Origin of the sequence: Microbacterium sp. 4NA327F11, from assembly GCF_005503465.1 — a bacterium.
GTDB classification, from domain to species: domain Bacteria; phylum Actinomycetota; class Actinomycetes; order Actinomycetales; family Microbacteriaceae; genus Microbacterium; species Microbacterium ginsengisoli.
This window is the reverse complement of the sequence record NZ_SCOB01000013.1, coordinates 20154-45899: the sequence shown is the minus strand read 5'-3', so window position 1 is coordinate 45899 and position 25746 is coordinate 20154. Positions and strand designations below refer to the sequence as shown.

The window sequence follows — 25746 nt, the reverse complement described above, 5'->3', positions numbered from 1 at the left end:
GGCGACCCTAGGATTGTCGGCATGTGTGGAATCGTCGGTTATGTCGGCCCGCGGCCGAGCCAGGACATCCTGATCGCGGGTCTCGCCCGCCTCGAATACCGCGGCTACGACTCCGCCGGCGTCGCCGTGATCGGTGAGGACGGCACACTCGGCATGCGCAAGCGGGCCGGCAAGCTCAGCGTGCTGCGCGACGACCTCACCGCTCATGCGTTGCCCGACGGCACGACCGGAATCGGCCACACCCGGTGGGCGACCCACGGCGGCCCAACCGACGCGAACGCACACCCGCATCTCGCCGACGACGACAAGCTCGCCGTCATCCACAACGGCATCATCGAGAACTTCGCCGCCCTCAAGGCCGACCTCCTCTCCGACGGCTACACGTTCCGCAGCGAGACGGACACCGAGGTCGCCGCGGTGCTGCTCGGCCGCGAATACCGCGCCACGGGCGACCTCGTCGAGGCGTTCCGCGCGACGGTCGCCAAGCTCGACGGCGCCTTCACCCTCCTCGCGATGCACCAGGACCAGCCCGGGCTCGTCGTCGGCGCCCGCCGCAACTCCCCGCTCGTCATCGGACTCGGCGAGGGCGAGAACTTCCTCGGGTCGGATGTCGCGGCCTTCGTCGAGCACACCCGTCACGCCCTCGCGATCGGCCAGGACGAGATCGTCGCGATCACGCCCGAGGGCGTCACTGTCACCGACTTCCACGGCGAGCCGGTCGAGGTGGAGCCGTTCGAGGTCACTTGGGACGCCTCGGCTGCCGAGAAGGGCGGCTGGTCGTCGTTCATGGCCAAGGAGGTCTCCGAGGAGCCGGAGGCCGTCGCCAACACGCTCCGCGGCCGCATCCGTCACGGCGCGGTGGAGATCCCCGAGCTCGACGGTCTCGATGAGCTGTTCGCCTCGGTGTCGCGCATCGTCGTGATCGCCTGCGGCACGGCCGCCTACGCCGGGCAGGTCGGCAAGTACGCGCTCGAGAAGTGGGCGAACGTGCCGGTCGAAGTCGAGCTGTCGCACGAGTTCCGTTACCGCGACCCGGTGCTCGACGCGAACACGCTCGTCGTCTCGATCAGCCAGTCCGGCGAGACGATGGACACCCTCATGGCGGTCAAGTACGCCCGCGAGCGCGGGGCGAAGACCCTGTCGATCTGCAACACGCAGGGCGCGACGATCCCGCGCGAGTCCGACGCGATCGTCTACACGCACGCCGGCCCCGAGGTCGCCGTCGCCTCGACGAAGGCGTTCACCGCCCAGATCACGGCCCTCTACCTGCTGGCCCTCCACGTCGCGCGCGTGCGCGGGTCGCTCTCGCCGACCGAGATCGCCCAGCACGTCCTCGAGCTCGAGGCGATCCCCGAGAAGATCCAGCGGGTGCTCGACCGTGAGCACGACCGCACCACGCAGCTTGCCCGCTGGATGGCCGACACCCGTTCGGTGCTGTTCCTCGGCCGCAACGTCGGCTACCCGATCGCCCTCGAAGGCGCTCTCAAGCTCAAGGAGATCTCCTACATCCACGCGGAGGGCTTCGCCGCCGGCGAGCTCAAGCACGGCCCGATCGCGCTCATCGAGCCCGGCCAGCCCGTGTTCGTGCTGGTGCCCTCCCCGCGCGGCTCGTCGGTCATCCACGACAAGGTGGTCTCCAACATCCAGGAGATCCGCGCCCGCGGTGCCCGGGTCATCGTCATCGCCGAAGAAGGGGATGCCGCGGTCCTCCCGTTCGCCGACGAGGTGCTGCACATCCCGCTGGCGGGTCCGCTGTTCGAGCCGCTGCTCGCCGTGGTCCCGCTCCACATCTTCGCGATGGGGCTCGCGAGCGCCAAGGGACTGGACGTCGACCAGCCGCGCAACCTCGCGAAGTCCGTCACGGTCGAGTGAGCGCGAGGCGCGGGGGATGATCGTGGGGATCGGCGTCGACCTGGTCGACGTGCCGCGGTTCGAGGCATCCCTCTCGCGCACCCCGCGGCTGCTCGAGCGGCTCTTCTCGCCTGCCGAGCGGGTGTTGAAGCCGCGTTCGCTCGCGGCGCGGTACGCCGCGAAGGAGGCGCTGATCAAGGCGCTCGGCGGCTCGGACGGGGTGCACTGGACCGAGATCGAGGTGGCGTCGGAGACCTCCGGCAAACCCGTGTTCGCGCTCACCGGCGACACCGCGCGGACGGTGGCCGCACGCGGCATCACCGCGGTGCACCTGTCGATGTCGCACGACGCGGGACTCGCGACCGCGTACGTGGTCGCGGAGGGCTGGGGAGAGCCGGGGGAGGGGGCATCATGACGCTGCCGGCGGGAACCATGCGTGAGGCGGTGATCGACACCGAGGCGATCGCCGACAATGTGAGGGCGTTCCGGCGCCGCACCGGCGTCGACGTGATCGCGGTCGTGAAGGCCGACGGCTACGGTCACGGCGCCGTCCGCGCCGCCCAGGGCGCGCTCGACGGCGGGGCGACCCGTCTCGGCGTCGTCGACGTCGACGAGGCGCTCGCCCTGCGTCGCGGTGGCATCGATGCGCCGCTCATGGCGTGGCTGCACGCCCCGGGACTGTCGTTCGGCCGCGCGGTCGAGGCGCACATCGAGCTCGGCATCTCCGATCTCGACCAGTTGAACCGGGCCGCGGCCGCGGCGACCGGCGAGCGCCCCGCCCGCCTGCACCTGAAGGTCGAGACGGGACTCGCCCGCAACGGCATCCCGCCCGAGGCGCAGCGCAGCGTGTTCGCCGAGGCCGAGCGCCTCGAGCGCATCGGGCGCGTGCACGTCGTCGGCATCTTCAGCCACATCTCCAACACGTCGCCCGACGACGACCGCGAGGCCATCGCGCGGTTCGACGAGTCGCTCGCGGTGGCCGCGGCATCCGGTCTCACCCCCCGCGTGCGCCACCTCGCGGCGACGCAGGCGGCGATCGATCTCCCCGAGTCGCGCTACGACGCCGTGCGCATCGGGCTCGGGATCTACGGACTGTCGCCCTTCAGCTACCGCTCGCCCGCCGAGCTGGGGCTGCGGCCCGCGATGACGCTGCGCGCCGCGATCGCGGCCGTGCGGCGGGTGCCGGCGGGGCACGGCGTCTCTTACGGCTACACCTACCGCACCGACCGCGAGACGACCCTCGCCCTCGTGCCGCTCGGCTACGCCGACGGGGTGCCGCGTCAGGCGAGCGGCGTCGGTCCCGTCGTCATCGGCGACCGCCGGTTCCCGGTGGCCGGGCGTATCGCGATGGATCAGTTCGTCGTGGATGTCGGCGACCACCCGGTCGCGGTGGGCGACGAGGCGGTGCTGTTCGGGGATCCGACCTACGGCGCCCCGCTCGCCGACGACTGGGCGCAGGCCGCCGGCACGATCAACTACGAGGTCGTGACCCGCATCGGCCCGCGCGTTCCCCGGCGAACGGCGACGCGATGAGCGTTCCCGACGCACTCCTGGGTGCACGCCGCATCGAGGCGCCCGCCGACATGGAGGCGCTCGGCCGCGCGCTCGGCGAGGCGCTGCGCCCCGGCGACGTGGTCGTGCTCACCGGCCCCCTCGGCGCCGGCAAGACGACCCTCACCCGCGGGATCGGCGCGGGCCTCGGCGTTCGCGGTCCGGTGCAGTCGCCGACCTTCGTCGTCGCCCGCACGCACCCCTCCCTCGTCGGCGGTGCCCCCCTCGTGCACGTCGACGCGTACCGCCTCGGCTCGGCCGCCGAGCTCGACGACCTCGACCTCGACCTCGCCTCGTCGGTGACGATCGTGGAATGGGGTCGCGGGATGGTCGAGGCCCTCACGGACGCCTGGTGGGAGGTCGAGATCGAGCGTCCGACCGGCGGCCGCGGCGCCGACACGATGTGCGGCGACGCATCAAGGCGCACCGACGAGCTCGACGCCGACGCCCCGCGAACCGTGACGATCTCCCGCCGTCCCTGATCGCGGCGCCCGCCCGTCTGCCCGCCCGGCCGTGCGACGGGCCGCGATCCCCGGGACGTGCCGGTGGCGGCATACCCTAGAGAGGTGATCCTCGGCATCGACACCTCGCTCGGCACGGCCGTCGCCGTCGTCGACGCCGACGGGGTGGTGCGCTCCGAGGCGACGAGTGCGAATCCGCTCGGCCATGCCGAGGTGATCGGCGATCTGCTCGCCGGAGCGCTGGCCGCGGCATCCGTCACTGCCGCGATCGGCGCGCGGGTCGACGCGCCTGCGCCGACCGCCCTCACGCATGTCGTCGCCGGCATGGGACCGGGGCCCTTCACCGGCCTGCGCATCGGCATCGCCGCCGCGCGCACGTTCGCGCTGGCCCGCGACCTTCCCGTGATCGCGGTTCCGAGTCACGACGCGGTCGCCCTGTCGATCCTGCTGCGCGCCGCGATCGCGGGCGACGATGCCGGCCGCTTCGCCGTCGTCACCGACGCGCGCCGCCGCGAGTTCGCCTACTCGGTCTACGAGGGACTCGACGACGACGGGCTGCCGGTGCGGCTCGGCGACGCGGCACTCGCGCCGCGCGACGACCTCGACGCGACCCTCGCCGAGCGGGGCGCGCGACGCGAGGATGCGGCATCCATCCCGGCGGCGCTGCTCGCGCTCGCGGGCTCCCGGGCGGTCGCCGCGTCGCGCGTGCTCACGGGCGACGAGCCGCTCTACCTGCGCTCGCCCGATGTCACGCTGCCGGGCGCCCCGAAGCGGGTGACGGCGTGATCCGCGACGCGACCCTCGACGACCTCGCCGCCATCATGGCACTCGAGCACGCGGCGTTCCCCACCGACGCGTGGAGCGAGCCGATGATGCGCGAGGAGCTGCGCTCGCCGCACGGGCGCTACTACGTCGTCGAGCAGGCCGGCCGTCTGATCGGCTACGCGGGGCTGCGCGCGCCGAAGGGCGGGCGCGACGGCGACATCCAGACCATCGCGCTCGAGAGCGCGGCGCGCGGGCGGGGTCAGGGGCGGGCGCTGCTGCGGCACCTGCTCGCGGAGGCCGCCGCGCGGTGCGTCGCCGAGGTGTTCCTCGAGGTGCGTGACGACAACCCGGTCGCACAGGCGCTGTACCGCTCGGAGGGCTTCGTCGAGGTCGGTCGGCGCCCCCGCTACTACCAGCCCGATGACGTCGACGCGATCGTGATGAGCCTGGATGTCGCCGCCTGGCGCGGCGCCGCAGAGGACACGGCCGCCGCACAGAGCCCCGCCGCCGGTGAGGGCCCCGCCGATACCGCCCGGGGAGCGTGGTGCACGTGAACCGGGACCAGCCCCTCGTGCTCGGCATCGAGACGAGCTGCGACGAGACCGGCATCGGCATCGTGCGCGGCCGCACCCTGCTGAGCAACACGATCGCGAGCTCGATGGCCGAGCACGCCCGCTATGGCGGCGTCGTGCCCGAGGTCGCGGCCCGCGCCCACCTCGAGGCGCTGCAGCCCTCGATCGCCGCCGCGCTCGCCGAGGCGGGCGTGACGCTCGCCGACCTCGACGCGGTCGCCGTCACGAGCGGCCCGGGCCTCGCGGGTGCGCTGATGGTCGGCATCGGGGCCGCGAAGGGGCTCGCGACCGGGCTCGGCGTGCCGCTGTACGCCGTGAACCATCTGGTCGGGCACATCGCCGCCGACATCCTCGCCGAAGACGCGGCCCCGCTGGAGTACCCCACGGTCGCGCTGCTGGTCAGCGGTGGGCACACCTCGCTGCTGCTCGTGCGCGACCTCACGAGCGACGTCGAGCTTCTCGGCGAGACGATGGACGACGCGGCCGGCGAGGCGTTCGACAAGATCGCCCGCATCCTCGGGCTGCCCTACCCCGGCGGTCCCGAGATCGATAGGGCCGCGGTATCCGGAGACCCGGACGCCATCCGCTTCCCGCGCGGGCTGTCGCGGGCGTCCGATCTGCACGAGCACCGCTACGACTTCTCGTTCTCGGGGCTGAAGACGGCCGTCGCGCGCTATGTCGAGCAGCAGGGAGCGGATGCCTCGGTGCCCGACATCGCGGCATCCTTCCGCGAAGCGGTGGTCGATGTCCTCGTGACGAAGGCCCTCGACGCCTGCGCCCGGTTCGACGTGCCCCGGCTCCTGCTCGGCGGGGGGGTGATCGCCAACCGGCGGCTGCGCGAGGTCGCGACGGCGCGGGCCGAGGCTGCCGGGGTCACCGTGCGCATCCCCCCGCTCAGCCTCTGCACCGACAACGGCGCGATGATCGCGGCGCTGGCCGCCGAGCTCATCGCCTCGGGCCGCGCACCCTCGACCCTCGCTTTCGGCGCGGATTCGACGCTGCCGGTGACCGAGATCCAGGTGGCCGAGGGGGTGCCCGCGTGAGCGGCGAGCGCGCGGGGGCCCCGGAGGACCGGTCCGCCGCGACGGCCGGCGGGGCGTGGCCGCTCCCGGCACACGGTGCCGACGCGGTCGAACCGCCCTCGCCCGATGTGGTGACACCGCCGGCGAGTGCGGCGCTTCCGGGCGCTCACCGTGGCGGCTTCTCGCGCGAGCTCACGGCGCCCGTCGATGTCGCCGCCCTGCAGCCCGTGCACGAGCAGACGGTCTTCGACGTGCCGGCGCCGGCGCCGGCGGTGCGTCATCCGGTGCCGCTGTCGGCGCTCGGCCTGGCCACCGCGATCATCGCGCTCGGCGCCTCCCTGGTCGTCGGATGGATGCTGCCGCTCGGCGTGCTCGCGGTCGGATTCGGCATCGCGGCCCGGCGGCGTCCGTCCCCGGGGCATGCGATGGCGATCTGGGCGATCGCGCTCGGCGCCGGGTCGATCCTCTACAGTGCGGCGTGGCTGACCTGGGCGGTCGTCGCCTCCGGCGCGCTCGGCTGACGGTCCCTCGCCGAGGGTCCCCTCGCCCGCCGACGTCGCGACCGGCGCCCGCGGCTCAGTCGCCGACGCGGTCGGCGAGCAGCGCCACCCGCCGGTCGCCGATGCGCGTGACGAACAGAGTGGCCGATTCATCGCCTCGCAGCGCGAGCGCGCGACGCAGCGCTGCCGGGTCGACGTCGACGCCCCGCTTCTTGATCTCGAGGCGGCCGATGCCGCGGGCGCGCAGCGCCTTCGCGAGCGGTTTCGTCGCGACGGGGAGCTCGTCCCGCACGCGGAAGCTCTGCACGAACGGGCTCGTGAGCGCGGCATCCGAGGTCAGATAGGCGATGTGCGGGTCGATCGTGCCCGCCTCCAGCGCCCGCGCGACGTCGCCGATGAGGCGCGCGCGGATCACGGCCCCCTCGGGTTCGTGCAGGTAGGCGCCGACCGGGCGCGCGTCGACGTCGGGAGCGTCCCCGGCCGCCGTGATCTCGTGCACGCGCTCCCCGCGGATCACGAGTGCCGCCCGGCGCACGCCGTCGCGGGCGAGCGTGCCGGTGAAGAGCACGAGCTCGACGGTCGATCCGTCCACCGAGATCCACTGCGCCTCCGCATCCGCGGGGATCTCGGCCCGATCGAGCGCGGGCCCGAGCTTGATGCCGGCGCTCGTGCGCGCCGCGAGCGGGAACACCCACTCCAGCGAGGGGGTGTACTCGGATGCCGCGACCCGCGCCTGCGCGTCGTGACCGGCGACGCGGCGGGCCGGGTCGAGCCACACGGCGTCCACGCCGCCGAGGTCCACGTCCTCGGCGCGGGCGTGACGCACCTCGACGGCATCGCCGAACGGGGCGAGGTTGTACGCGGCGACAGCCGCTGTCACCTCGTCGGCGTCGACGGCGAGGACCGACATCCCGAGCCCGGCGAAGCCGAGGCTGTCGCCGCCGATGCCGCAGCCGAGGTCCGCGACGCGCCCGATGCCGGCGTCGCGGAATCGGGCGGCATGGCGGGCGGCGACGACCGGGCGTGTCGACTGCTCCAGGCCCGCGCGGGTGAAGAGCATGCCGGCGGCGAGGTCGCCGAACTTGGCGGCGCCCCGGGCGCGCAGGTGCGCCTGCGAGACGAGCGCGGTCACGGTGTCGGGGTCGAGGCCCTCGGTCCGCAGGCGACTCACCGCGCGGGCGGTGTCGTCGGTCGTGGCGAGGGGCCCCAGCTCGTCGAGCCGGCGCAGCCCCTCGGGGGTGAGCACGGCGCGCAGCTGGTCCATCCGCATCCCGCCAGCCTAGGCCGGAGCGTCCCGCGACGAGCGCGACGGCGTATGACGTCTTCTGGCACTCGCGTTGCATGAGTGCCAGCACTTGCCTACACTGGCGTTAGCACTCTCGGTATGTGGGTGCTAACGAGTCTTCCGTCCAAGAAAGAGGTACACCGTGTCGGTTTCCATCAAGCCGCTCGAGGACCGCATCGTCATCCAGCAGGTCGAGGCCGAGCAGACCACGGCCAGCGGGCTCGTCATCCCCGACACCGCCAAGGAGAAGCCCCAGGAGGGCCAGGTCGTGGCTGTGGGCCCGGGTCGCATCGACGACAACGGCAACCGCATCCCGCTCGACGTCGCCGTCGGCGACCGCGTGATCTACAGCAAGTACGGCGGCACCGAGGTCAAGTTCGGCGCCGACGAGTACCTCGTGCTCTCGGCTCGCGACGTCCTTGCCGTCGTCGTTCGCTGATCGACTTTCCGAAGGGTCCGGATGCCGCGGCATCCGGACCCTTCGTCGTTCCCGCCGCACGCGCGGTGAACCGTGGCGGGAATCGTGCGGAGCCTGGCGCCCTGCGCGCGGCCGGCGCGGTCGCCACGTCGAGGGGCGGGAATAGGGTGGATCGGTGACCCCCGAGAGCCCCGCCGACGCCGCCCGCCGCAACACCGTGGGCGGCCTCTACGCGGCCGCGGCCTACCTCATGTGGGGCTTCCTGCCGCTGTACTTCGCGGCGCTCGCGCCGGCGTCGGCGTGGGAGGTCATCGGCTGGCGCATCGTCTTCTCGCTGGTCTTCTGCGCGCTGCTCATCCTCGTCACGCGGTCGTGGGGTCGCATCGTCGCGATCGCCCGCCAGCCGCGTCTGCTCGCCCTCACCGCCCTCGCGGGTCTGCTGATCTTCGTGAACTGGCAGGTGTTCCTGATCGGCACCCTCAGCCACCACATCATCGAGACGAGCCTGGGCTATTTCATCAACCCGATCGTGACGGTGCTGCTCGGCGTCATCGTGCTGCGCGAGCGGCTGCGTCCGGTGCAGTGGGCGGCGATCGGTCTGGCGGTCGTGGCCGTCGGCGTGATCGTCGCCGGCTACGGCGAGTTCCCCTGGATCGCCGTGACCCTCGCGCTGTCCTTCGGCGTCTACGGCCTCGTGAAGAAGCGCATCGGCCCGAGCGTCGACGCCGTCAGCGGACTCACCTTCGAGTCCCTCTGGCTCGTGCCGATCGCCGTCGTCGAGCTCGCGATCGTGTCCGCGACGTCGGGTCTGACGATCGGCACGGCGGGCGTCGGTCACACCCTGCTCCTCGTCTCGGCGGGCATCGTCACGGCCGTGCCGCTGCTCCTGTTCGCCGCCGGCACCCGTCGTGCGACCCTCACTCTCGTCGGCCTCCTGCAGTTCATCGCGCCGATCCTGCAGTTCCTCACCGGGTGGCTGCTCATGGGCGAGCAGATGACGACGCAGCGCTGGGTCGGGTTCGGCATCGTGTGGCTCGCGCTCGCCGTGCTCTCGGTCGACTCCGTCGTCGCCGGGCGCCGTTCGCGGCGCGCTCGCGGCGCCTCGGACGTCGCCGAGCTCACCTGAACGGCGGCACACCGCAGACGAGCGGATGCCGCATCCCCGCGGCTCTTCACCGACGAGATCGTGCCTCTCACACGCCTTTCATAACGATTTCGTCGCGGAAAGATCACGTCTTCATGAGTGAAACATGTTCGTGACACAACGGGGATACGTTTTCGCGCAAGCGGACGCGGGGGAGAGGCTCCCGTGCGCCGCGCCCACACGAAAGGACAGAGCCACCATGGTTCATCCCAAGAAGGCCCTCGTGGCGGCTGCGGCCCTCGCGGGTGCCGCGACGCTCGTGCTGGCGGGGTGCTCGAGCTCGAGCACGCCGACCTCCAGCGCCAGCGCCTCGGCCTCCACGCACGCCGACCCCGCTGCGGCGTGCAAGCCGGGCACCCCGAGCACCGGCCCGCTCAAGATCGCGACGATCCTGCCCCAGACGGGTTCGCTGGCGTACCTCAACCCGCCCGCCGAGGCCGGCTACGGCCTGGCCGTGCAGGACATCAACGCCGCCGGTGGCGTGCTCGGCCAGCCTGTCCAGGTCGGCCCGATCACCGACTCGGGCGCGTCGAGCGACCTCTCCGTCTCGACCGCTTCGGCCGCCCAGATCGCCAGCTCCGACGCGCAGGTCGTGCTCGGTGCCGAGTCGTCCAGCGTCACGCTGAACTTCGTCGACACCATCACCTCCAAGTGCAAGGTGCAGCTCTCGCCCGCGAACACCGCGACGGCGCTGTCCGGCTACTCGAGCTACTACTTCCGCACCGCTCCGCCGGACACCGTGCAGGGCTCCGCGCTGGGCAACCTGATCGTCGGCGACGGCGTGCAGAAGCTCGGCTTCCTCGTATTCAACGACGCGTACGGCACCGGCCTGCGTGACGTCGTCGAGGACACCGTCACCAAGGCGGGCGGCTCGATCGTCTATGGCGCCAAGGGCAAGGGCCAGGAGTTCGCTCCCGGTCAGACGACCTTCTCGTCGGAGGTCTCGGCGGTTCTGGCCGCCAAGCCCGACGCGATCGCCATCCTCGCGTTCGACGAGACCAAGTCGATCGTCCCCGAGCTCAAGGCTCAGGGCTGGGACATGTCGAAGGTCTACATGGTCGACGGCAACACGGCTGACTACAGCACCACCTTCGCGGCCGACACCCTGACGGGTGCGCAGGGCACGATCCCCGGTGCTCAGCCCGACGCCACCTTCAAGCAGCGTCTCGTGGACTTCTACAAGACCTCGGCGAACGCCGACCTGAAGGACTTCTCCTACGCTCCCGAGTCCTACGACGCGATCGTGCTCGCCGCGCTCGCCGCCGACAAGGGCAAGGGCACCGACGGCCCCACGATCCAGGCGAACCTCGCCGCGGTCTCGGGTGTCAACGGTGGCGAGAAGTGCGCCGACTACGCCTCGTGCCTCGCCCTGCTGAACTCCGGCAAGGACATCCAGTACACGGGCAAGGCGGGCATCGGCCCGTTCAACTCCGAGAACGACCCGTCGAGCGCCTTCATCGGCATCTACAAGTTCGACGCGACCAACGTCCCGGTGTTCCAGAAGTCGATCCAGGGTTCGACCAACTGATCTCCTGATCACAGCGAAGGGGCGGGTGCGCGAGCACCCGCCCCTTTCGCGTGCCCGCCGTCGCCGCGCCACGCTTGACACGCGGAGCTCTGCATGATTGGTTAGTTACTCAAGTAATGAACCATGTGAGCACGTCGGGAGGGCGGGTACCGGATGGATGAGACGCGCCCGATCTTCGTGCAGGTCGCCGAGCAGATCGAGAACCAGATCCTCGCCGGCCTGCTCGCGGAGGACGCGCAGATCCCGTCGACGAACGAGCTCGCCGGGTTCCTTCGCATCAACCCGGCCACCGCGCTCAAAGGAGTGAACATGCTCGTCGACGCCGGGATCGTGGAGAAGCGTCGCGGGATCGGGATGTTCGTGACGAGTGGAGCCCGCGAACGGGTCGCGGGCCGTCGGCGGAGATCGTTCGCCGACGAATTCGTGCGTCCCCTGATCGTCGAGGCCTCGACACTCGGCATCGAGGCCGACCAGCTCATCGACCTGGTGCGCGCCGAGTGCGCCGCCGCCGCGAACACCGACGTAAGGATCGCCTCATGACCGCCGCAGTCGCCCGCACCCGCGGGCTGGTGAAGCGCTACGGAAAGCTCGCGGCGATCGACGGCGTCGACGTCGAGTTCGCCGAGAATCGCATCTACGGCCTCCTCGGCCGCAACGGCGCCGGCAAGACGACGCTCATGCAACTGCTCACGGGGCAGATCTTCGCCGACGGCGGCTCGGTGGAGGTCTTCGGCCGCTCGCCGGTCGAACGCGGCGACGTCCTGCGTCGTCTGTGCTTCATCGCCGAATCGCAGCGGTACCCCGAGGGCTTCACGCCGGCGCATGTCTTCTCAGTCGCTCCCTGGTACTTCGAGAACTGGGACGCGGACTTCGCGAGCCGCCTCATCGCCGATTTCGCGCTTCCCCTCCGCCGGCCCATCAAGAAGCTGTCGCGGGGGCAGCTGTCCGCCGTCGGCGTCGTCGTCGGGCTGGCCTCCCGTGCCGACCTGACGTTCTTCGACGAGCCGTATCTGGGTCTCGACGCGGTGGCGCGACAGATCTTCTACGACCGGCTGCTGACGGACTACGCCGAGCACCCGCGAACCGTCGTGCTCTCCACCCATCTGATCGACGAGGTCGCCGGCATGCTCGAACACGTCGTCCTCATCGATCGCGGGCGCATCCTGCTCGACCAGGACGCGGATGAGCTGCGCGGCTCCGCAACGGCGGTGGCGGGGCCGGCCGCCGCGGTCGACGCGTTCGCCGCCGACTACACGATCATCGGGCGGGAGCGTCTCGGCGGGCTCGCGTCGGTCACGATCGACGGCCGCCTCGACGCGGCCGCGCGAGCCCGTGCCGCGCACTCCGGCCTCGAGCTCGCCCCGGTGTCGCTCCAGCAGCTCGTCGTGCACCTCACCGGAGACGATCTCGCGAGCCCCGACGCCCCGAACCGGAGGGAAGCCGCATGAACGCGCTCACCGTCGTCGGATCGGCGCTGCCTCGCGCCGGTCGCATGCGGCGCAATCCGATCTGGCGCACCGTACGTCTGCACGCCGTGAACCCCGCCGTGTTCTTCGGCATGCCATGGGTCATCGCAGGCAGCGCCTGGGTGGTCTCGATGGTCGTCGGCCTGATCATCCGGAGCGTGGCCGGGGGGATCGACATCGAGGGGATGCGCTACAGCTGGGCCGTGCTGTCGCCCCAGTGGTACCTGGTGGTGGTCGGGGTGCAGGCCGTCGGGCTCACGTTCTCCTTCGCACTCGGCATCGGCTCGACCCGGCGTGACTACTGGATGGGCACCCTCGTCATGTTCGTGCTCGTGTCCGCGGAGATGGCGGCGCTCACGGCCGCCCTCGTGCAGGTCGAGAAGGCGACGGGCGGCTGGTGGCTCGGCGTCCACATGTTCGACGCGCTCTGGTACGGGCAGAACGGCTGGCTGACCGACTTCTACACGACCTTCGCGCTCCAGCTCCTCGTCCTGTCGATCGGCGCCGGCGCGACGACCGTCTACATGCGCTGGCGCATCCCGGGGATGATGGTGCTTGCGTTCGGCGCGACGGCGGCGCTGCTCGTGGCCGGAACGGTCGTCACGCTCCTGCAGGGCTGGGCCGAGCTGTTCGGCTGGCTCGCCGCGATCGGGATCGTCGGGCAGTTCACCCTTCTGCTGGGTCTTGCCCTCGCCTGCGCGTTCGGCGGCTATCTGGTGATCCGCCGCGCGACCCCGCGCTGAGTCGACTCGCCTACTTGCCGGCGGCCTCGACATCGGTGGCGAGGGTGCCGAGGTACAGCTCGATCACCTTCGGGTCCTTCGCGAGCTCACGACCCGTCCCCTCATAGGCGTTGCGGCCCTGATCGAGCACGTAGCCGCGGTCGCAGATCTGCAGGCAGCGGCGGGCGTTCTGCTCGACCATGATGATCGTGACGCCCGTCTTGTTGATCTCGCGGGTGCGGATGAACGTCTCGTCCTGACGCACCGGCGACAGCCCGGCGCTCGGCTCGTCGAGCAGAAGCACCTTCGGGTTCATCATGAGCGCCCGGGCCATGGCGACCGACTGGCGCTCACCGCCCGAGAGCGACCCGGCGCGCTGCTTGCGGCGCTCGCCGAGCACCGGGAAGAGCTCCCAGATCTCGGCCACGCGCTTCGCGAACTGCTTCGGGCGCAGGAACATGCCCATCTGCATGTTCTCCTCGATCGTGAGCGAGGGGAACACGTTGTTCGTCTGCGGCACGAACCCGATGCCGGCCTGCACGAGCTGATTGGCCTTGTTGTTGGTGATGTCGCGACCCTCGAGGGTCACCGAGCCGCTGCGCACGTTCACGAGTCCGAACAGTGCCTTCAGCAGGGTCGACTTGCCGGCGCCGTTCGGGCCGATGATGCCGATCAGCTCGCCCTGGTAGGCCTCGAGGGTGCATCCGTTGAGGATGTTCACCCCCGGCAGGTAGCCGGCGATGAGGTTGTCCGCCTTGACGACGGGGGTGGCGGTGGTCTCGCTCATCGCGACTCCTCCTCGGCCTCGGCCTCGGCTTCGGCGGCCTGCTCGATCTGTTCGATGAGTCCGGTCGTGAGCGCGTCGTCGTCGCCCAGGTCCGTGTCGTGGTGGGCGCCGAGGTAGGCGTCGATCACGGCGGGGTTCTTCATGACCTTGTCGGGCGCGCCCTCGGCGACGACCTCGCCCTGGGCCATGACGACGACCCAGTCGGAGATGTGGCGCACCATGTGCATGTCGTGCTCGACGAACAGTACCGTCGTGCCGTCCTCACGCAGCGCCTGGATGTGCTCGAGCAGACTCTGGGTGAGTGCGGGATTCACGCCCGCCATCGGCTCGTCGAGCATGATCATCTGCGGGTCGCTCATCAGCGCCCGCGCCATCTCGAGCAGCTTCTTCTGCCCGCCCGAGAGGCTGCCGGCCATGTCGTCGCGCTTCGCGTCGAGCTTGAAGCGGGAGAGCAGCTCGTCGGCCTTGGCGATGTTCGCCTTCTCGGCCTTCGACCACAGCGCCGGGATGAGCCCGACGGCGAGGTTCTCGCCGGGGTTGCCCTTCGCGCCGATCAGCATGTTCTCCAGCACCGTCATGCGCGAGAGCGCCTTGGTGAGCTGGAAGGTGCGCACCATGCCGGCACGGGCGACCTTGGATGCCGCGGTGTTGCCGAGGGTGCGACCGTCGAACGACCAGCGGGCCGCGGCATCCGAGGACGGACCTCCGATGAGCCGCTTGGCGGTGGAGGGGCGGTCGAACCCGGTGATCAGGTTGAAGAACGTCGTCTTGCCCGCGCCGTTCGGACCGATGAGGGCCGTGATGGCGCCGCGCTGCACCTCGAGGTGGTCGACGTTGACGGCGGTCATGCCGCCGAATCGGCGCACGATGTTGTCGACGACGAGGATCGGGTCGGGCTTCGTGGCGCCGGGGGTCTCCTCGACGCCGCCGAGCTGCGTGCGGATCGCGGTGGTGACGGGGCCGAGGTCAGGCATTGAAGCTCAACTCCTTCTTCTTTCCGAGGATGCCCTGTGGTCTGAAGATCACGATGAGCATGAGCGCGACGCCGATGAACACCCACGACAGCGCCTGCGTCTGCTGCGTGTTGAGGATGGAGGTCGGGATGAACTCGCCCATGATCTGCACGATCGCGATGCGCACGACGAAGAAGATGATCGCGCCGAGCAGCGGACCGAAGATCGTCGCGGCGCCGCCGAGCAGCATGATCGTCCACAGGTTGAATGTGAGGGTGCGGCTGAAGCCGTCGGGCTGCACGGAGGCGGGGAGCACGGTCAGGATGCCGCCGAGCCCGCCGAGCACACCGCCGATGATGAGCGCCTGCATCTTGTAGGCGTAGGAGCTCTTGCCGAGGCTGCGCACGGCGTCCTCGTCCTCGCGAATGCCCTTGAGCACGCGACCCCACGGGCTGCGCATCGCGAGCCAGGTGAGCGCGAGCAGCACGGCGACGAGGCCCCAGGAGACGATGCGCGTCCACCAGTCGTTGCCCGACCCCGGGTCGGTGTTCGGGTACGTGAACCACAGGATGGTGGTCGACCCGGTGCCCAGCGGAGACAGGTCGGTGAACGGCCCGCGGTAGGTGGGTCCGACGAGGCCCGTCGAGCCACCCGTGATGGGCGCGAGCGCAGCGAGGCGGCCCACCATGCGCACGATCTCGGCCGCGCAGATCGTGACGATGGCGAGGTAGTCGCCGCGCAGTCTCAGCGTCGGGATGCCGAGGATCGCCGCAAACGCGACGCACGCGAGGATCGAGACGAGCACGGCGAGCCAGAACCCGCCGCCGTAGATGATCGTCAGCGCGAACCCGTAGGCGCCGAGGAGCATGAAGCCCGCCTGGCCCATGTTCATGAGACCGGTGAAGCCGAAGTGGATGTTGAGACCGATCGCCGCGATGACGTACGCCGCGGTGACCGGCGCGATCGCGTTCTCGGTGAGCTGCTGCAGCAGGGAAACCCAGAAGTCCATCAGAACCCTCCTTAGCCGATCCGCTCGCGGCGGCCGAAGATGCCCTGCGGCCGGAACAGCAGGATGATGATGAGCAGCGCCAGGGCGGTCGCGTACTTCAGGTCGCCGGGCAGCCAGATGTTGGTCAGCTCGACGATGAGGCCGATGACCATGGCACCCGCGAAGGCGCCGAACGCGGTGCCGAGTCCGCCGAGGGTGACAGCGGCGAACAGGAGGAGCAGCAGCTGGCCGCCGGTCTGCCAGTTCACGCCGTTGAGCACGAGGCCGAGCAGCACGCCCGCGAGACCCGCGAGTCCGGATCCCATGATCCACACGCCCCGGATGACGCGGTCGACGTCGATGCCCGACGCCGACGCCAGCGCCGGGTTGTCGGACACCGCGCGGGTCGCGCGGCCGAAGCGGGTGTACATGAGGCCGAGCCCGACCGCGGCGATCGCGACGATCGCGATGCCCATCGACACGTAGGACTGGATCGTGAGGGTGATGCCCCAGATCGTGACGGTCGCCGGTGTGGCGAGGTCGATGCGCACGGTGCCGGCGCCGATCCACAGCTGCAGCACGTACTGCAGGGCGATCGACAGACCGATCGACACGATCATGAGCTGTGTGAGGCTGAGCCGCTTGCGTCGCAGCGGCTTCCACAGCACGACGTCCTGCGCCCAGCCGAACAGGGCCATCACCACGACGGCCGCGAGCCCCGCGAGCCACAGGTTGTTGCCGAGGATCGACATGAAGAACCAGGCCAGCACGCCGCCGAGGCTCACCATCTCGCCCTGGGCGAAGTTGCTGAGGCCGGTCGTGCCGAAGATGAGTGACAGGCCGAGGGAGGCGAGGGCGAGGAGGAGGCCCAGGCGCACGCCCTGCACGAACTGCTGCCAGAACCGCTGCCAGTCGAACCCGGTGTCGGTCGTGGTCGCGCCGTCCGCAGAATCGCTCAGCGAGAAGATCGCCGAGAAGTCCGAGTGCAGCGACACCTGCACCGTGCGGGTGTCGGCGCCGGAGACGTACTGGCCGTCGGGCAGCGAGGTCTTGTCGAGGGTCACCGTGTAGGAACCGGCGGCGGTCACCTCGAACACCCAGCGGCCCGAGTCATCCGTGGTCGTGTCGGGGGTGGATGCCGCGGGCCCGGCGATCGACAGCTTCACACCGCTCGCGGGCTTGCCGTCGCTGGTGCGGATCGTGCCCTGGATGCAGGCTGTCGTCGCATCGGCGGAGCAGGTGGTCGCAGCGTGGGCGGCCGGGGCGGGCATCAGCAGGGTGAGAAGCACCCCGAGCGCGAGCACGAGCGCGCCGATGCCGGCGAGTCGTCGTCGCGATGAGAGCAACCTGTGCGCGAACTGCACGGTCATCGTCCTCCACGGGTCGTAGCTGGGCAGGCGCGCCGGGTGGCGCGGATGCACGTCCGAGAGACTAGGAGTCGCATATGTCAGGGGTGTTTCGGTCCGGCATCGTCACCGAACCGATATCTCCGTCCACGCGGCCTCGTCGTCGCGTGCCGCCCAGTATGACTCGCGTTGGCCGATCGCGCGACTCGCGACACCCGAGTGCCGTCGCCGCTCGCGCGCGCGAGCGGGCGCGTACACGCGCGCGAGCGGAATACAGCCCGTCCCGCGCCGCTTAGAATCATCAGGCGGGATGACCCTCCGCCCTCGCCGCCACGATCGCGCCCCGACCGGGCGCCGCATGGGAGCACGCATGGAGCAGCACGACCCCTTCGGTTTCGTCGGACTCACCTACGACGACGTCCTGCTGCTGCCCGGGCACACCGACGTCATCCCGAGCGAGGCCGACACGTCCTCGCGGGTCACGCGCCGCATCACGGTCGCCACCCCGCTCATCTCGAGCGCGATGGACACCGTCACCGAGGCTCGCATGGCGATCGCGGTCGCCCGCGAGGGGGGTCTCGGCATCCTGCATCGCAACATCTCGATCGAGGACCAGGCGGCCATGGTCGACCGGGTCAAGCGCAGCGAGTCGGGCATGATCAGCGACCCGGTGACCACCACTCCCGACGCCACGATCGAGGAGGTCGACGCGCTCTGCGCGACCTACCGCATCTCGGGCCTTCCGGTCGTGGACGACGACCGCCGCCTCGTGGGCATCGTCACCAACCGCGACATGCGGTTCGTGTCGGGCTTCGAGCGCCGTTCGACCCTCGTGCGCGACGTGATGACCAGCGAGGGCCTCATCACGGCCCCGGTGGGCGTGAGTGCGGGCGACGTGATCGCCGCCTTCGCCAAGCACCGCGTCGAGAAGCTGCCCCTCATCGACGCCGACGGGCGTCTTGCGGGTCTGATCACCATCAAGGACTTCGACAAGAGCGAGAAGTACCCGCTCGCCACCAAGGACGAGCAGGGTCGCCTCCGCGTGGGCGCCGCGATCGGCTTCTTCGGCGACGCGTGGGAGCGCGCCGAGGCCCTGCGCGACGCGGGCGTCGACGTGCTCGTGGTCGACACGGCCAACGGCCAGTCGGCGGGCGTCATCGACATCGTGCGGCGCATCAAGGCCGACCCGACGTTCGCGCACATCGACGTGATCGGCGGCAACGTCGCGACCCGCGAGGGCGCTCAGGCGCTCATCGACGCCGGTGTCGACGCCGTGAAGGTCGGCGTCGGGCCGGGCTCGATCTGCACCACCCGCGTCGTGGCGGGTGTGGGCGTGCCGCAGGTGACGGCCGTCTACGAGGCGTCCCTCGCCGCCCGCGAGGCGGGCGTGCCGGTGATCGCCGACGGCGGTCTGCAGTACTCGGGCGACATCGCCAAGGCGCTCGTCGCGGGCGCCGACACCGTCATGATCGGGTCGCTGTTCGCCGGCACCGACGAGTCGCCGGGCGAGATCGTCTTCCAGGGCGGCAAGCAGTTCAAGCAGTACCGCGGCATGGGCTCGCTCGGCGCGCTGCAGACCCGCGGCAAGAAGACGTCGTACTCGAAGGACCGCTACTTCCAGGCCGACGTGCCCAGCGACGACAAGCTGATCCCCGAGGGCATCGAGGGCCAGGTCGCCTACCGCGGCCCGGTCGCCGCCGTCGCCTATCAACTCGTCGGTGGTCTGCGTCAGTCGATGTTCTACGTCGGGGCGCGCACGATCGAGGAGCTCAAGACCAAGGGCCGCTTCGTGCGCATCACGGCGGCGGGCCTGAAGGAATCGCACCCGCACGACGTGCAGATCGTCGTCGAGGCGCCGAACTACAAGAAGTGAACTTCCTGCGTCCGGCGCCTCGATGAGGGGCTGGATGCCGCGGCTCAGGCCGCGTGCGCGAGTTCCCGTTTGCTCTCCGCGGCCGTCGCCGGCGTGCCGCGGCCGGCGGGCAGGAACAGGGCGAGCACGGCGGTGACCAGCAGCACGGCCGCCCCGGTGAGGACAGCGGGGCGCGCGGCATCCACATACATGTCCGGGCGCAGCTGACCGCCGGCGCCGACGAAGATCGCGGTCATGACGGCGGTGCCGAGGGCGACGCCGATCTCGCGCACGGTGGAGTTGACGCCCGACGCCTTGGCGTGGTCGGCGATGCCGAGCGTCGACAGCAGGGCTGTCGCCGACGGCGCGAACACGAGCCCCATGCCGACGCCGGCGAGCACGAACGGCGCGACCATGTCGATGTAGGGCGTCGTGGTCGAGATCATCAGCGCGAGCCAGCCGAGGGCGACGCCCTGGGCGGCGAGTCCGGTGACGAGCAGGATGCGGGTGCCCACCCGCGGGGCGATGAGCCCGGCGAGGGGTGCGACGACCATCGGGGCGAGCGTCCACGGCGTGGTCTGCACGGCCGCCTCGAGCGGGGTCGAGCCGCGCACGACCTGCATGTACTGGATGAGGATGAAGATCGAGCCGAACGTACCGAAGCTGAACGCGAAGCCGACCGCGTTGGTGAGGGAGAACGATCGGTCGCGGAACAGCCGCAGCGGCACGAGCGGACTCCGCGAACGCCACTGCCACACCAGGAAGGCGATCACCAGCAGCGATCCGAGCACGATCTCGCCGAGGACGGAGAACGTCGACCAGCCGTCGTCGTTGCCGCGCACGATGGCGTGCACGAGGGCGAGCACCCCGGCGCCGGCGAGCACGGTGCCCACGACGTCGATGCGGGCGCGGGCGCCGCGCTGGTTCGGCAGCGCCCAGATCGCGAGCGGCAGGGCGATGACGGCGACCGGGATGTTGATCCAGAAGATCGTCTGCCAGTTCCAGCCCTCGATGACCGCCCCGCCGACGAGGGGGCCGACCGCGACGCCGAGACCGGCGATCCCGCCCCAGATGCCGATCGCGAGCGGGCGCAGCCGGTCGGCGACGCCGCCGGTGATGAGGGCGAGCGAGAGCGGCATGACGCCCGCGCCGCCGAATCCCTGCAGGGCTCGCGCGGCGATGAGCTGACCGGGGTCCTGTGAGAGGGCGGCGAAGATCGAGCCGATACCGAACACGGCGATGCCGATCGTGAAGACGGTGCGGCGGCCGTAGCGGTCGCCGAGCGCGGAGGCCAGCAGGATCGTCGAGGCGAATGCGAGGGTGTACGCGTTCACGAACCACTGCAGCTGCTCGACGCTGGCGCCGAGATCCTTGTGCAGCACCGGCAGAGAGTTGGTCATGACGAGGTTGTCGAGGGTCGCCATGAACATGGGCAGGGATGCCGCGGCGATGACGAGTGCGGCGGGGCGGCGGCGCACGGCGGGGGCGAGGCTCATGGTGCGGCCTTTCTGGTCGGGGAGCGGTGGGGGAGGTGCGTGGAGGGCTGTTCCGGCGCGCGTGGCACCCGGAGAACCCGCGTTTGTAATCGAATGATTACTTCGATACGGCCGACTGTAGTAATCGACTGATAACCTGTCAAGCGTGACCCCGACAGATGAGCCCGAACGGCGCCTGAGCTCTGAGGAGCGGCGCTCGCAGATCATCGTCGCGGCGCTCGCCGTCTTCGGTGCCAAGGGATACGTCGGTGCCACGACCGACGATGTCGCGCGCGCGGCATCCGTCTCTCAGCCCTATGTCGTGCGGCTCTTCGGCAGCAAGGAGAATCTGTTCGTCGCTGCCTGCACGGCCGCGCTCGACCAGCTTCTGGCGGGGTTCCGGGCGGCGGCCGAGGTCACCAACGACACGCTCGAGCACCGGCTCGGCCGCGCCTACATCGACCTGCTCGAGGTGCGGGGCCTGCACCAGACCCTCACGCACGCGTTCCTCCTGGGCGCGCACCCGGTCATCGGGCCGGTCGCCCGCGACGGCTTCGCCCAGGTGTGGGAGTACCTGCGCTCGCTCGGGTTCACCGCCGAGCAGGCGCAGGGGTTCCTCGCGCACGGCATGCTCATCAACACGATGATCGGCATGCGCCTCGCCGACGACTACGACGTGGACTCGCGGGTGACCGAGCTGTTCGACGCGTGCTTCCCGGCCGACAAGGCCCGGGTGCTGGGCCTCGCCCCGCGCGTCGACGAGGCCTGGTGACCCGCGCGGGTCGTCAGGCCTGAGCCGCGCGCCGCACGAGCGGCAACGAGGCCACCACGACCAGCACGGCCACGGCCGCGGCGAACACCACGAGCACGGGCGTCATCGGGGCGAAGACGAGCGCGGCGCCGATCGCGAGCACGGGCACCGCGAGTCCGAGGTACGACGCCAGGAACATGCCTGCGAGCGCCTCCCCGCGGCGCTCCGGGGCGGCGAGGCGCCCCGCCGTCATCATCGAGGCGCGGAACACGAGTCCGACGCCCGCGCCCGCGGCGACGCCGCCGACCGCGAAGACCGCGAGTGTCGCAGTGAGCACGCCGACCGCGAGGGCGGCGAGCCCGGCGACGACGAGCACGAGGGCGAGCACCAGCTGACGCAGCGAGCTCAGGCGTCCGAACACCAGCTGGGCGAGAGCGGATGCCGCGAGCACCGCGAAGGTCACGGCTCCCCCCGCGAGCGGCGCGGGCTCGTGCATGACCTGGGTCATCACGACGGGGGCGAGCGAGGTGAACAGCCCGAACACCGAGAAGCCGGCGAAGCCCGCGATGGCGGCGGCCGTGTAGTCGCGGCGTCCCTCCGGCGGCACGGCCGCCCGCTGCGGGCGGTACGCGGGACGCTCCCTCTGGCGCACCACGGTCTCGGGCACGAGCGCGATGCCGAGCACGGCGAGCACGAGGAGGCCGGCGAAGAGCAGGTAGGGCGTCACGGTCGGGCCCGGAAGCCAGGTGACCAGGGCACCTGAGATGAGCGGGCCGAGCGCCAGGCCGCCGGTGTTGAGCACCGTGGCGACGGTCGTGGCTCGCGCGGGGCCGGCTCCGGGCCGGGCGGCCGCGTCGAGCTCGACGAGGTGGGCCGAGGCCGTCGCGGTGATCGCGCCGATCCCGAAGCCCGACACCACGCGGGCGATGATCAGGCCCGCCACGTGCGGGAAGACGAGGAAGAGCCCCGCGGCGACGAGCTGCAGCGCGACGCCGAGGAGCAGCATCCGGCGCCGTCCCACCCAGTCGGAGATGTGCCCGACGAGGAAGAGGGCGGCGAGGACGCCCACGGCGTAGGCGGCGAAGATGACGGTCACGACCCAGGTCGCGAAGCCGTCGGCGCGTGCGTAGAACGCGTAGATCGGGGTGGGGATGGTCGTGAAGGCCATCGTCGCGAGGAACCCGAGCGCCACGACCCAGAACCCGGTGCGGTGCGAGACGCCGGGCGTGCGCAGGCGGATGACGGGGATGTCGGCGGTCGTGGTCATGACTCCAGTGTGACCGCGATCGGACATCGATGGAAACGAACGTTCCCGATGAGGGTGATCGTTCTGAACGATGACGGCGCTAGGCTCCCGCCATGGACCTGCGTCAGCTCGAGTACTTCGTCACCGTCGTCGACGAGGGCGGGTTCGGTCGGGCGGCGGCGCGCCTGTTCGCCGCGCAGTCGACGGTGTCGGCGGGGGTGCGCGCCCTCGAACGCGAGGTCGGCGCGAGCCTGTTCGAGCGGGACACCCATCGGGTCGCGCTGACCCCGGCGGGCGAGGTCGCCCTGCCGCGCGCCCGCCGCCTGCTCGACGAGTGGGCGCTGCTGCGCGATGAGGTCGCCGACGACGGCGAGCTGCGCGGGACGCTCCGCATCGGCATCCTCACCAACGTGCTCGTACGTGGGGCGCTGCCCCGCGTGCTCGGCACGTTCCGCGCCCGACACCCCGGCGTGCAGCTGCACCTCTCGCCGTCGGCGACCGGTTCCGCCGGTCTCGGAGCCGACCTCGCCGCAGGGCGCATCGACGTCGCCTTCCTCGGCGCCGAGCCGACCGAGGCTGTGGCCGACCGGGCCTGCCTCATCGCGTCCGAGTTCGTCGCCGTGCTGCCCGCCGACCACCCCCTCGCCGCGTCCCGCACCGTGCCGCTTGCGCGCCTCGCCGAGGAGGACTTCGTCGACTCGCCCGCAGGGTTCGGCCAGCGGTCGGTCTTCGACGCCGCGCTCGCCGCCCGCGGTCTCGCGCGTCGCACGATCGTCGAGGTGGGAGACGTCGCGCAGATCCCCGAGTTCGTGGCGGCCGGGCTCGGCGTCGCCGCCATGCCGCGCTACCTCGTCCCCGACGCGCCGCGCGGCGCGGGGTTCGCCCTGCGCCCGCTCGACGAGCGCATCGAGTGGCGCCTGCTGATCGCGGTGCGCCCCGGTGCGAGCCGTGCGGCCCGCGTCTTCGTCGATGCCGTCGCGGCCGAGGTGGCCGCGGCACCCGTTCTGCCCGGCGACAGCGCGCGCACCGGCATCGGCGCTCGCGGGCGTCGCCGGTAGGCTGTGGGGGTGAGCATGGACATCGAGCTGGGTCGCTCCAAGCGTGCGCGTCGCGCCTACACCTTCGACGACATCGCGGTGGTGCCGTCGCGGCGCACCCGCAACCCTGAGGATGTCTCGACCGCCTGGACGATCGACGCCTTCCCCTTCACGGTGCCGGTGCTCGGCGCCCCGATGGACTCGGTGGTCAGCCCCCGCACGGCGATCATGCTCGGACAGCTCGGCGGGCTGGGCGTGCTCGACCTCGAAGGTCTGTGGACGCGCTACGACGACCCGGAGCCGCTGCTGGCCGAGATCGCGGCGCTCGACGAGTGCGACGCCACCCGCCGCATGCAGGAGCTCTACTCCGAGCCCATCAAGCCCGAGCTCGTGAGCGCGCGGCTGGCCGAGATTCGGGCGGCCGGCGTCACGGTCGCCGGAGCCCTCACCCCGCAGCGCACGCAGGACCTCTACGAGACCGTGGTCGCGGCCGGCGTCGACCTCTTCGTCATCCGCGGCACGACGGTCTCGGCCGAGCACGTCTCGAGCGTTGCCGAGCCGCTGAACCTCAAGAAGTTCATCTACGACCTCGACGTGCCCGTCATCGTCGGCGGCGCCGCGACCTACACAGCGGCCCTGCACCTCATGCGCACGGGTGCGGCCGGCGTGCTCGTCGGCTTCGGCGGCGGCGCGGCATCCACCACCCGGGCGACCCTGGGAATCCACGCGCCCATGGCGACCGCGGTCTCCGACGTGGCCGCCGCCCGTCGCGACTACCTCGACGAGTCGGGCGGCCGCTACGTGCACGTCATCGCCGACGGCGGTGTCGGCACCTCGGGCGACATCGTCAAGGCGCTCGCGATGGGCGCCGACGCGGTCATGCTCGGGGTCGCGCTGGCGCGCGCGACGGATGCCCCGGGGCTCGGCTTCCACTGGGGACCCGAGGCGCACCACCCGAAGCTCCCGCGCGGCCACCGCGTGAAGGTCGCGCAGGTCGGCACCCTCGAGGAGATCCTCTACGGCCCGGCCTCGGTCGCCGACGGCACCACGAACCTCATCGGAGCGCTCCGGAAGTCCATGGCGACCACCGGCTACTCCGACCTCAAGGAGTTCCAGCGCGTCGAGGTCGTGGTCGCGCCGTACGGCAGCTGATGAGCGCACCCGTCACCCCGTCCGCCGAGGCCGATGCGCCGCAGGTCTTCCCGCCGACGCTGCGGGAGGTCATGCTGCGCCCGCGGTGGATCGCGATGCTCCTGCTGTGCCTCGTCGTGGCGGGCGTGTTCGCGTGGCTCGGGCAGTGGCAGCTCGGACGGGCGCTGTCGACCAGCCCGGTCGCACCGGGCGCGAGCGAGCAGGTGCAGCCCCTCGCCGATGTGACGAAGCCGGGCGTCGCCCTGCCCGACCCGCTCGCGGGTCAGCGCGTCGAGGTATCGGGCTCGTACGTGCCGGGTGACTTCATCGTCATCACCTCGCGGCTGAACGACCAGACCGAGGGCTACTGGGTCTCCGGGCAGCTCCGCATCGCCGACGTCGCCCAGCCCACGTCGGTCGCGGTGGCACTCGGCTTCACGACGTCGAAGGATCAGGCGGATGCCGCGGCATCCGCTCTCAACGCCCAGGCGACCGCCGATCCGACGGCGCGCGTCGATGTCACCGGGCGCGTGATCGCCGACGAGGGACCGGTCGTCTCGGCGACCAAGAGCGACCCGTTCGAGCTGAGCCGTATGTCGCCGGCGGCCCTGCTCGGGCGCTGGCACGACGTCGCGGGCCTGAACGTGTATCGCGCCTACATCACGGCCCAGACGCCGTCGGCGGGGCTGGATGCCATCCACTCGCCCGCCGTCGACAGCGGCACCTCGGTGAACTGGCTCAACATCTTCTACGCCGCCGAGTGGGCGATCTTCGCCGGCTTCGCGTTCTACCTCTGGTATCGCCTCGCGAAGGATGCCTGGGAGCGCGAGGTCGAGGAGCTCACCGGCGGCGGCGAAGACGACGACGAGCTGCCCGCGGAGGCCTGATCCCGCCC

General features: G+C 71.2%; 26 protein-coding genes. 19 read left to right on the top strand and 7 right to left on the bottom strand.

Going from position 1 to position 25746, the window contains the following annotated elements; translation table 11 throughout:
- Nucleotides 1-21 precede the first annotated feature (21 nt).
- From glmS to FFS51_RS14705, 8 genes are all read left to right on the top strand, one after another.
- On the top strand, nucleotides 22-1872 hold the full coding sequence (gene glmS / locus FFS51_RS09840; protein ID WP_045246607.1) for a glutamine--fructose-6-phosphate transaminase (isomerizing): 1851 nt from the start codon (nucleotides 22-24) through the stop codon (nucleotides 1870-1872).
- Between the two features lie 16 nt (nucleotides 1873-1888).
- The gene (locus tag FFS51_RS09835; RefSeq protein ID WP_137878220.1) at nucleotides 1889-2266 is read left to right on the top strand and encodes a holo-ACP synthase; all 378 of its coding nucleotides are present in this window, start codon (nucleotides 1889-1891) and stop codon (nucleotides 2264-2266) included.
- A complete protein-coding gene (alr, locus tag FFS51_RS09830; protein ID WP_171006158.1) occupies nucleotides 2263-3384 on the top strand; it encodes an alanine racemase in 1122 nt (373 codons plus the stop codon). Before FFS51_RS09835 ends, alr begins: the two co-directional genes overlap by 4 nt.
- Nucleotides 3381-3884 (top strand): tRNA (adenosine(37)-N6)-threonylcarbamoyltransferase complex ATPase subunit type 1 TsaE, encoded by a 504-nt coding sequence (gene tsaE / locus FFS51_RS09825; protein WP_137878219.1) that lies wholly within the window; start codon nucleotides 3381-3383, stop codon nucleotides 3882-3884. Before alr ends, tsaE begins: the two co-directional genes overlap by 4 nt.
- A gap of 84 nt (nucleotides 3885-3968) precedes the next feature.
- Nucleotides 3969-4649, top strand: a complete 681-nt coding sequence (gene tsaB, locus FFS51_RS09820; protein WP_137878218.1) for a tRNA (adenosine(37)-N6)-threonylcarbamoyltransferase complex dimerization subunit type 1 TsaB — start codon at nucleotides 3969-3971, stop codon at nucleotides 4647-4649.
- Nucleotides 4646-5182 carry a ribosomal protein S18-alanine N-acetyltransferase gene (gene rimI, locus FFS51_RS09815; RefSeq protein ID WP_431463272.1) on the top strand — a complete coding sequence of 179 codons (537 nt, stop codon included), beginning with the start codon at nucleotides 4646-4648 and terminating at the stop codon, nucleotides 5180-5182. Before tsaB ends, rimI begins: the two co-directional genes overlap by 4 nt.
- Nucleotides 5173-6243 (top strand): tRNA (adenosine(37)-N6)-threonylcarbamoyltransferase complex transferase subunit TsaD, encoded by a 1071-nt coding sequence (tsaD, locus tag FFS51_RS09810; protein ID WP_431463274.1) that lies wholly within the window; start codon nucleotides 5173-5175, stop codon nucleotides 6241-6243. Before rimI ends, tsaD begins: the two co-directional genes overlap by 10 nt.
- Nucleotides 6240-6743, top strand: coding sequence for a hypothetical protein (locus FFS51_RS14705; protein WP_171006157.1), 504 nt, complete (start codon nucleotides 6240-6242; stop codon nucleotides 6741-6743). The genes tsaD and FFS51_RS14705 overlap by 4 nt, the downstream gene beginning before the upstream one ends.
- A 55-nt stretch (nucleotides 6744-6798) precedes the next feature.
- Here the strand turns inward: FFS51_RS14705 and FFS51_RS09800 are convergent, their stop codons facing one another.
- Nucleotides 6799-7992: a THUMP-like domain-containing protein gene (locus FFS51_RS09800; RefSeq protein WP_137878215.1), complete on the bottom strand. Its 1194-nt coding sequence runs from the start codon at nucleotides 7990-7992 to the stop codon at nucleotides 6799-6801.
- A gap of 157 nt (nucleotides 7993-8149) precedes the next feature.
- On the opposite strand from FFS51_RS09800, the gene groES reads away from it, so the two are divergent.
- The 6 genes from groES (at nucleotide 8150) to FFS51_RS09770 (ending at nucleotide 13306) form a co-directional block, all read left to right on the top strand.
- Nucleotides 8150-8446, top strand: coding sequence for a co-chaperone GroES (groES, locus tag FFS51_RS09795; RefSeq protein WP_045246613.1), 297 nt, complete (start codon nucleotides 8150-8152; stop codon nucleotides 8444-8446).
- Nucleotides 8447-8600: 154 nt separating this feature from the next.
- Entirely contained in the window at nucleotides 8601-9551 is a 951-nt protein-coding gene (gene rarD / locus FFS51_RS09790) for an EamA family transporter RarD (RefSeq protein ID WP_249352701.1), read from the top strand.
- A 217-nt stretch (nucleotides 9552-9768) separates the two neighbouring features.
- On the top strand, nucleotides 9769-11097 hold the full coding sequence (locus tag FFS51_RS09785; RefSeq protein ID WP_056518710.1) for an ABC transporter substrate-binding protein: 1329 nt from the start codon (nucleotides 9769-9771) through the stop codon (nucleotides 11095-11097).
- A gap of 153 nt (nucleotides 11098-11250) precedes the next feature.
- Nucleotides 11251-11637, top strand: a complete 387-nt coding sequence (locus FFS51_RS09780; RefSeq protein ID WP_056206032.1) for a GntR family transcriptional regulator — start codon at nucleotides 11251-11253, stop codon at nucleotides 11635-11637.
- On the top strand, nucleotides 11634-12545 hold the full coding sequence (locus FFS51_RS09775; RefSeq protein ID WP_056206030.1) for an ABC transporter ATP-binding protein: 912 nt from the start codon (nucleotides 11634-11636) through the stop codon (nucleotides 12543-12545). Before FFS51_RS09780 ends, FFS51_RS09775 begins: the two co-directional genes overlap by 4 nt.
- On the top strand, nucleotides 12542-13306 hold the full coding sequence (locus FFS51_RS09770; protein WP_137878214.1) for a hypothetical protein: 765 nt from the start codon (nucleotides 12542-12544) through the stop codon (nucleotides 13304-13306). Before FFS51_RS09775 ends, FFS51_RS09770 begins: the two co-directional genes overlap by 4 nt.
- Nucleotides 13307-13316: 10 nt before the next feature.
- Here FFS51_RS09770 and FFS51_RS09765 read toward each other — a convergent pair whose 3' ends face one another.
- From FFS51_RS09765 to FFS51_RS09750, 4 genes are read right to left on the bottom strand one after another with little or no spacing between them, the layout of a single operon-like run.
- Nucleotides 13317-14072: an ABC transporter ATP-binding protein gene (locus FFS51_RS09765; protein ID WP_045246619.1), complete on the bottom strand. Its 756-nt coding sequence runs from the start codon at nucleotides 14070-14072 to the stop codon at nucleotides 13317-13319.
- Nucleotides 14069-15046, bottom strand: coding sequence for an ABC transporter ATP-binding protein (locus FFS51_RS09760; protein WP_137878213.1), 978 nt, complete (start codon nucleotides 15044-15046; stop codon nucleotides 14069-14071). The genes FFS51_RS09765 and FFS51_RS09760 overlap by 4 nt, the downstream gene beginning before the upstream one ends.
- A complete protein-coding gene (locus tag FFS51_RS09755) occupies nucleotides 15039-16034 on the bottom strand; it encodes a branched-chain amino acid ABC transporter permease (RefSeq protein WP_056206027.1) in 996 nt (331 codons plus the stop codon). Before FFS51_RS09755 ends, FFS51_RS09760 begins: the two co-directional genes overlap by 8 nt.
- Nucleotides 16035-16045: 11 nt before the next feature.
- Nucleotides 16046-17434: a branched-chain amino acid ABC transporter permease gene (locus FFS51_RS09750; RefSeq protein WP_327037314.1), complete on the bottom strand. Its 1389-nt coding sequence runs from the start codon at nucleotides 17432-17434 to the stop codon at nucleotides 16046-16048.
- Between the two features lie 295 nt (nucleotides 17435-17729).
- Between FFS51_RS09750 and guaB the strand changes: the two genes are divergently transcribed.
- The gene (gene guaB, locus FFS51_RS09745; RefSeq protein ID WP_137878246.1) at nucleotides 17730-19232 is read left to right on the top strand and encodes an IMP dehydrogenase; all 1503 of its coding nucleotides are present in this window, start codon (nucleotides 17730-17732) and stop codon (nucleotides 19230-19232) included.
- A 44-nt stretch (nucleotides 19233-19276) separates the two neighbouring features.
- Here guaB and FFS51_RS09740 read toward each other — a convergent pair whose 3' ends face one another.
- Complete coding sequence (locus FFS51_RS09740) at nucleotides 19277-20707, bottom strand: MFS transporter (RefSeq protein ID WP_137878212.1); 1431 nt, start codon at nucleotides 20705-20707, stop codon at nucleotides 19277-19279.
- A gap of 145 nt (nucleotides 20708-20852) precedes the next feature.
- Between FFS51_RS09740 and FFS51_RS09735 the strand changes: the two genes are divergently transcribed.
- Nucleotides 20853-21458 carry a TetR/AcrR family transcriptional regulator gene (locus tag FFS51_RS09735; protein ID WP_137878211.1) on the top strand — a complete coding sequence of 202 codons (606 nt, stop codon included), beginning with the start codon at nucleotides 20853-20855 and terminating at the stop codon, nucleotides 21456-21458.
- 13 nt (nucleotides 21459-21471) lie between these two features.
- Here the strand turns inward: FFS51_RS09735 and FFS51_RS09730 are convergent, their stop codons facing one another.
- A complete protein-coding gene (locus FFS51_RS09730) occupies nucleotides 21472-22704 on the bottom strand; it encodes an MFS transporter (RefSeq protein WP_249352700.1) in 1233 nt (410 codons plus the stop codon).
- A 92-nt stretch (nucleotides 22705-22796) separates the two neighbouring features.
- On the opposite strand from FFS51_RS09730, the gene FFS51_RS09725 reads away from it, so the two are divergent.
- From FFS51_RS09725 to FFS51_RS09715, 3 genes are read left to right on the top strand one after another with little or no spacing between them, the layout of a single operon-like run.
- Nucleotides 22797-23741 carry a LysR family transcriptional regulator gene (locus FFS51_RS09725; protein ID WP_137878209.1) on the top strand — a complete coding sequence of 315 codons (945 nt, stop codon included), beginning with the start codon at nucleotides 22797-22799 and terminating at the stop codon, nucleotides 23739-23741.
- A gap of 15 nt (nucleotides 23742-23756) precedes the next feature.
- Nucleotides 23757-24872: a GuaB3 family IMP dehydrogenase-related protein gene (locus tag FFS51_RS09720; protein ID WP_056206024.1), complete on the top strand. Its 1116-nt coding sequence runs from the start codon at nucleotides 23757-23759 to the stop codon at nucleotides 24870-24872.
- Nucleotides 24872-25738 carry an SURF1 family protein gene (locus FFS51_RS09715; RefSeq protein WP_431463271.1) on the top strand — a complete coding sequence of 289 codons (867 nt, stop codon included), beginning with the start codon at nucleotides 24872-24874 and terminating at the stop codon, nucleotides 25736-25738. The genes FFS51_RS09720 and FFS51_RS09715 overlap by 1 nt, the downstream gene beginning before the upstream one ends.
- Nucleotides 25739-25746 lie beyond the last annotated feature (8 nt).

Coding starts and splice junctions, on each gene's coding strand:
- glmS (WP_045246607.1), top strand. CDS start 22: ATGTGTGGAATCGTCGGTTATGTCGGCCCGCGGCCGAGCCAGGACATC.
- guaB (WP_137878246.1), top strand. CDS start 17,730: ATGGAGCAGCACGACCCCTTCGGTTTCGTCGGACTCACCTACGACGAC.
- FFS51_RS09755 (WP_056206027.1), bottom strand. CDS start 16,034: ATGGACTTCTGGGTTTCCCTGCTGCAGCAGCTCACCGAGAACGCGATC.
- FFS51_RS09770 (WP_137878214.1), top strand. CDS start 12,542: ATGAACGCGCTCACCGTCGTCGGATCGGCGCTGCCTCGCGCCGGTCGC.
- FFS51_RS09730 (WP_249352700.1), bottom strand. CDS start 22,704: ATGACCACGACCGCCGACATCCCCGTCATCCGCCTGCGCACGCCCGGC.
- FFS51_RS09835 (WP_137878220.1), top strand. CDS start 1,889: ATGATCGTGGGGATCGGCGTCGACCTGGTCGACGTGCCGCGGTTCGAG.
- tsaE (WP_137878219.1), top strand. CDS start 3,381: ATGAGCGTTCCCGACGCACTCCTGGGTGCACGCCGCATCGAGGCGCCC.
- FFS51_RS09775 (WP_056206030.1), top strand. CDS start 11,634: ATGACCGCCGCAGTCGCCCGCACCCGCGGGCTGGTGAAGCGCTACGGA.
- FFS51_RS09760 (WP_137878213.1), bottom strand. CDS start 15,046: ATGCCTGACCTCGGCCCCGTCACCACCGCGATCCGCACGCAGCTCGGC.
- FFS51_RS09765 (WP_045246619.1), bottom strand. CDS start 14,072: ATGAGCGAGACCACCGCCACCCCCGTCGTCAAGGCGGACAACCTCATC.
- FFS51_RS09785 (WP_056518710.1), top strand. CDS start 9,769: ATGGTTCATCCCAAGAAGGCCCTCGTGGCGGCTGCGGCCCTCGCGGGT.
- FFS51_RS09715 (WP_431463271.1), top strand. CDS start 24,872: ATGAGCGCACCCGTCACCCCGTCCGCCGAGGCCGATGCGCCGCAGGTC.
- FFS51_RS09800 (WP_137878215.1), bottom strand. CDS start 7,992: ATGCGGATGGACCAGCTGCGCGCCGTGCTCACCCCCGAGGGGCTGCGC.
- FFS51_RS09725 (WP_137878209.1), top strand. CDS start 22,797: ATGGACCTGCGTCAGCTCGAGTACTTCGTCACCGTCGTCGACGAGGGC.
- alr (WP_171006158.1), top strand. CDS start 2,263: ATGACGCTGCCGGCGGGAACCATGCGTGAGGCGGTGATCGACACCGAG.
- FFS51_RS09780 (WP_056206032.1), top strand. CDS start 11,251: ATGGATGAGACGCGCCCGATCTTCGTGCAGGTCGCCGAGCAGATCGAG.
- FFS51_RS09720 (WP_056206024.1), top strand. CDS start 23,757: ATGGACATCGAGCTGGGTCGCTCCAAGCGTGCGCGTCGCGCCTACACC.
- FFS51_RS09740 (WP_137878212.1), bottom strand. CDS start 20,707: ATGAGCCTCGCCCCCGCCGTGCGCCGCCGCCCCGCCGCACTCGTCATC.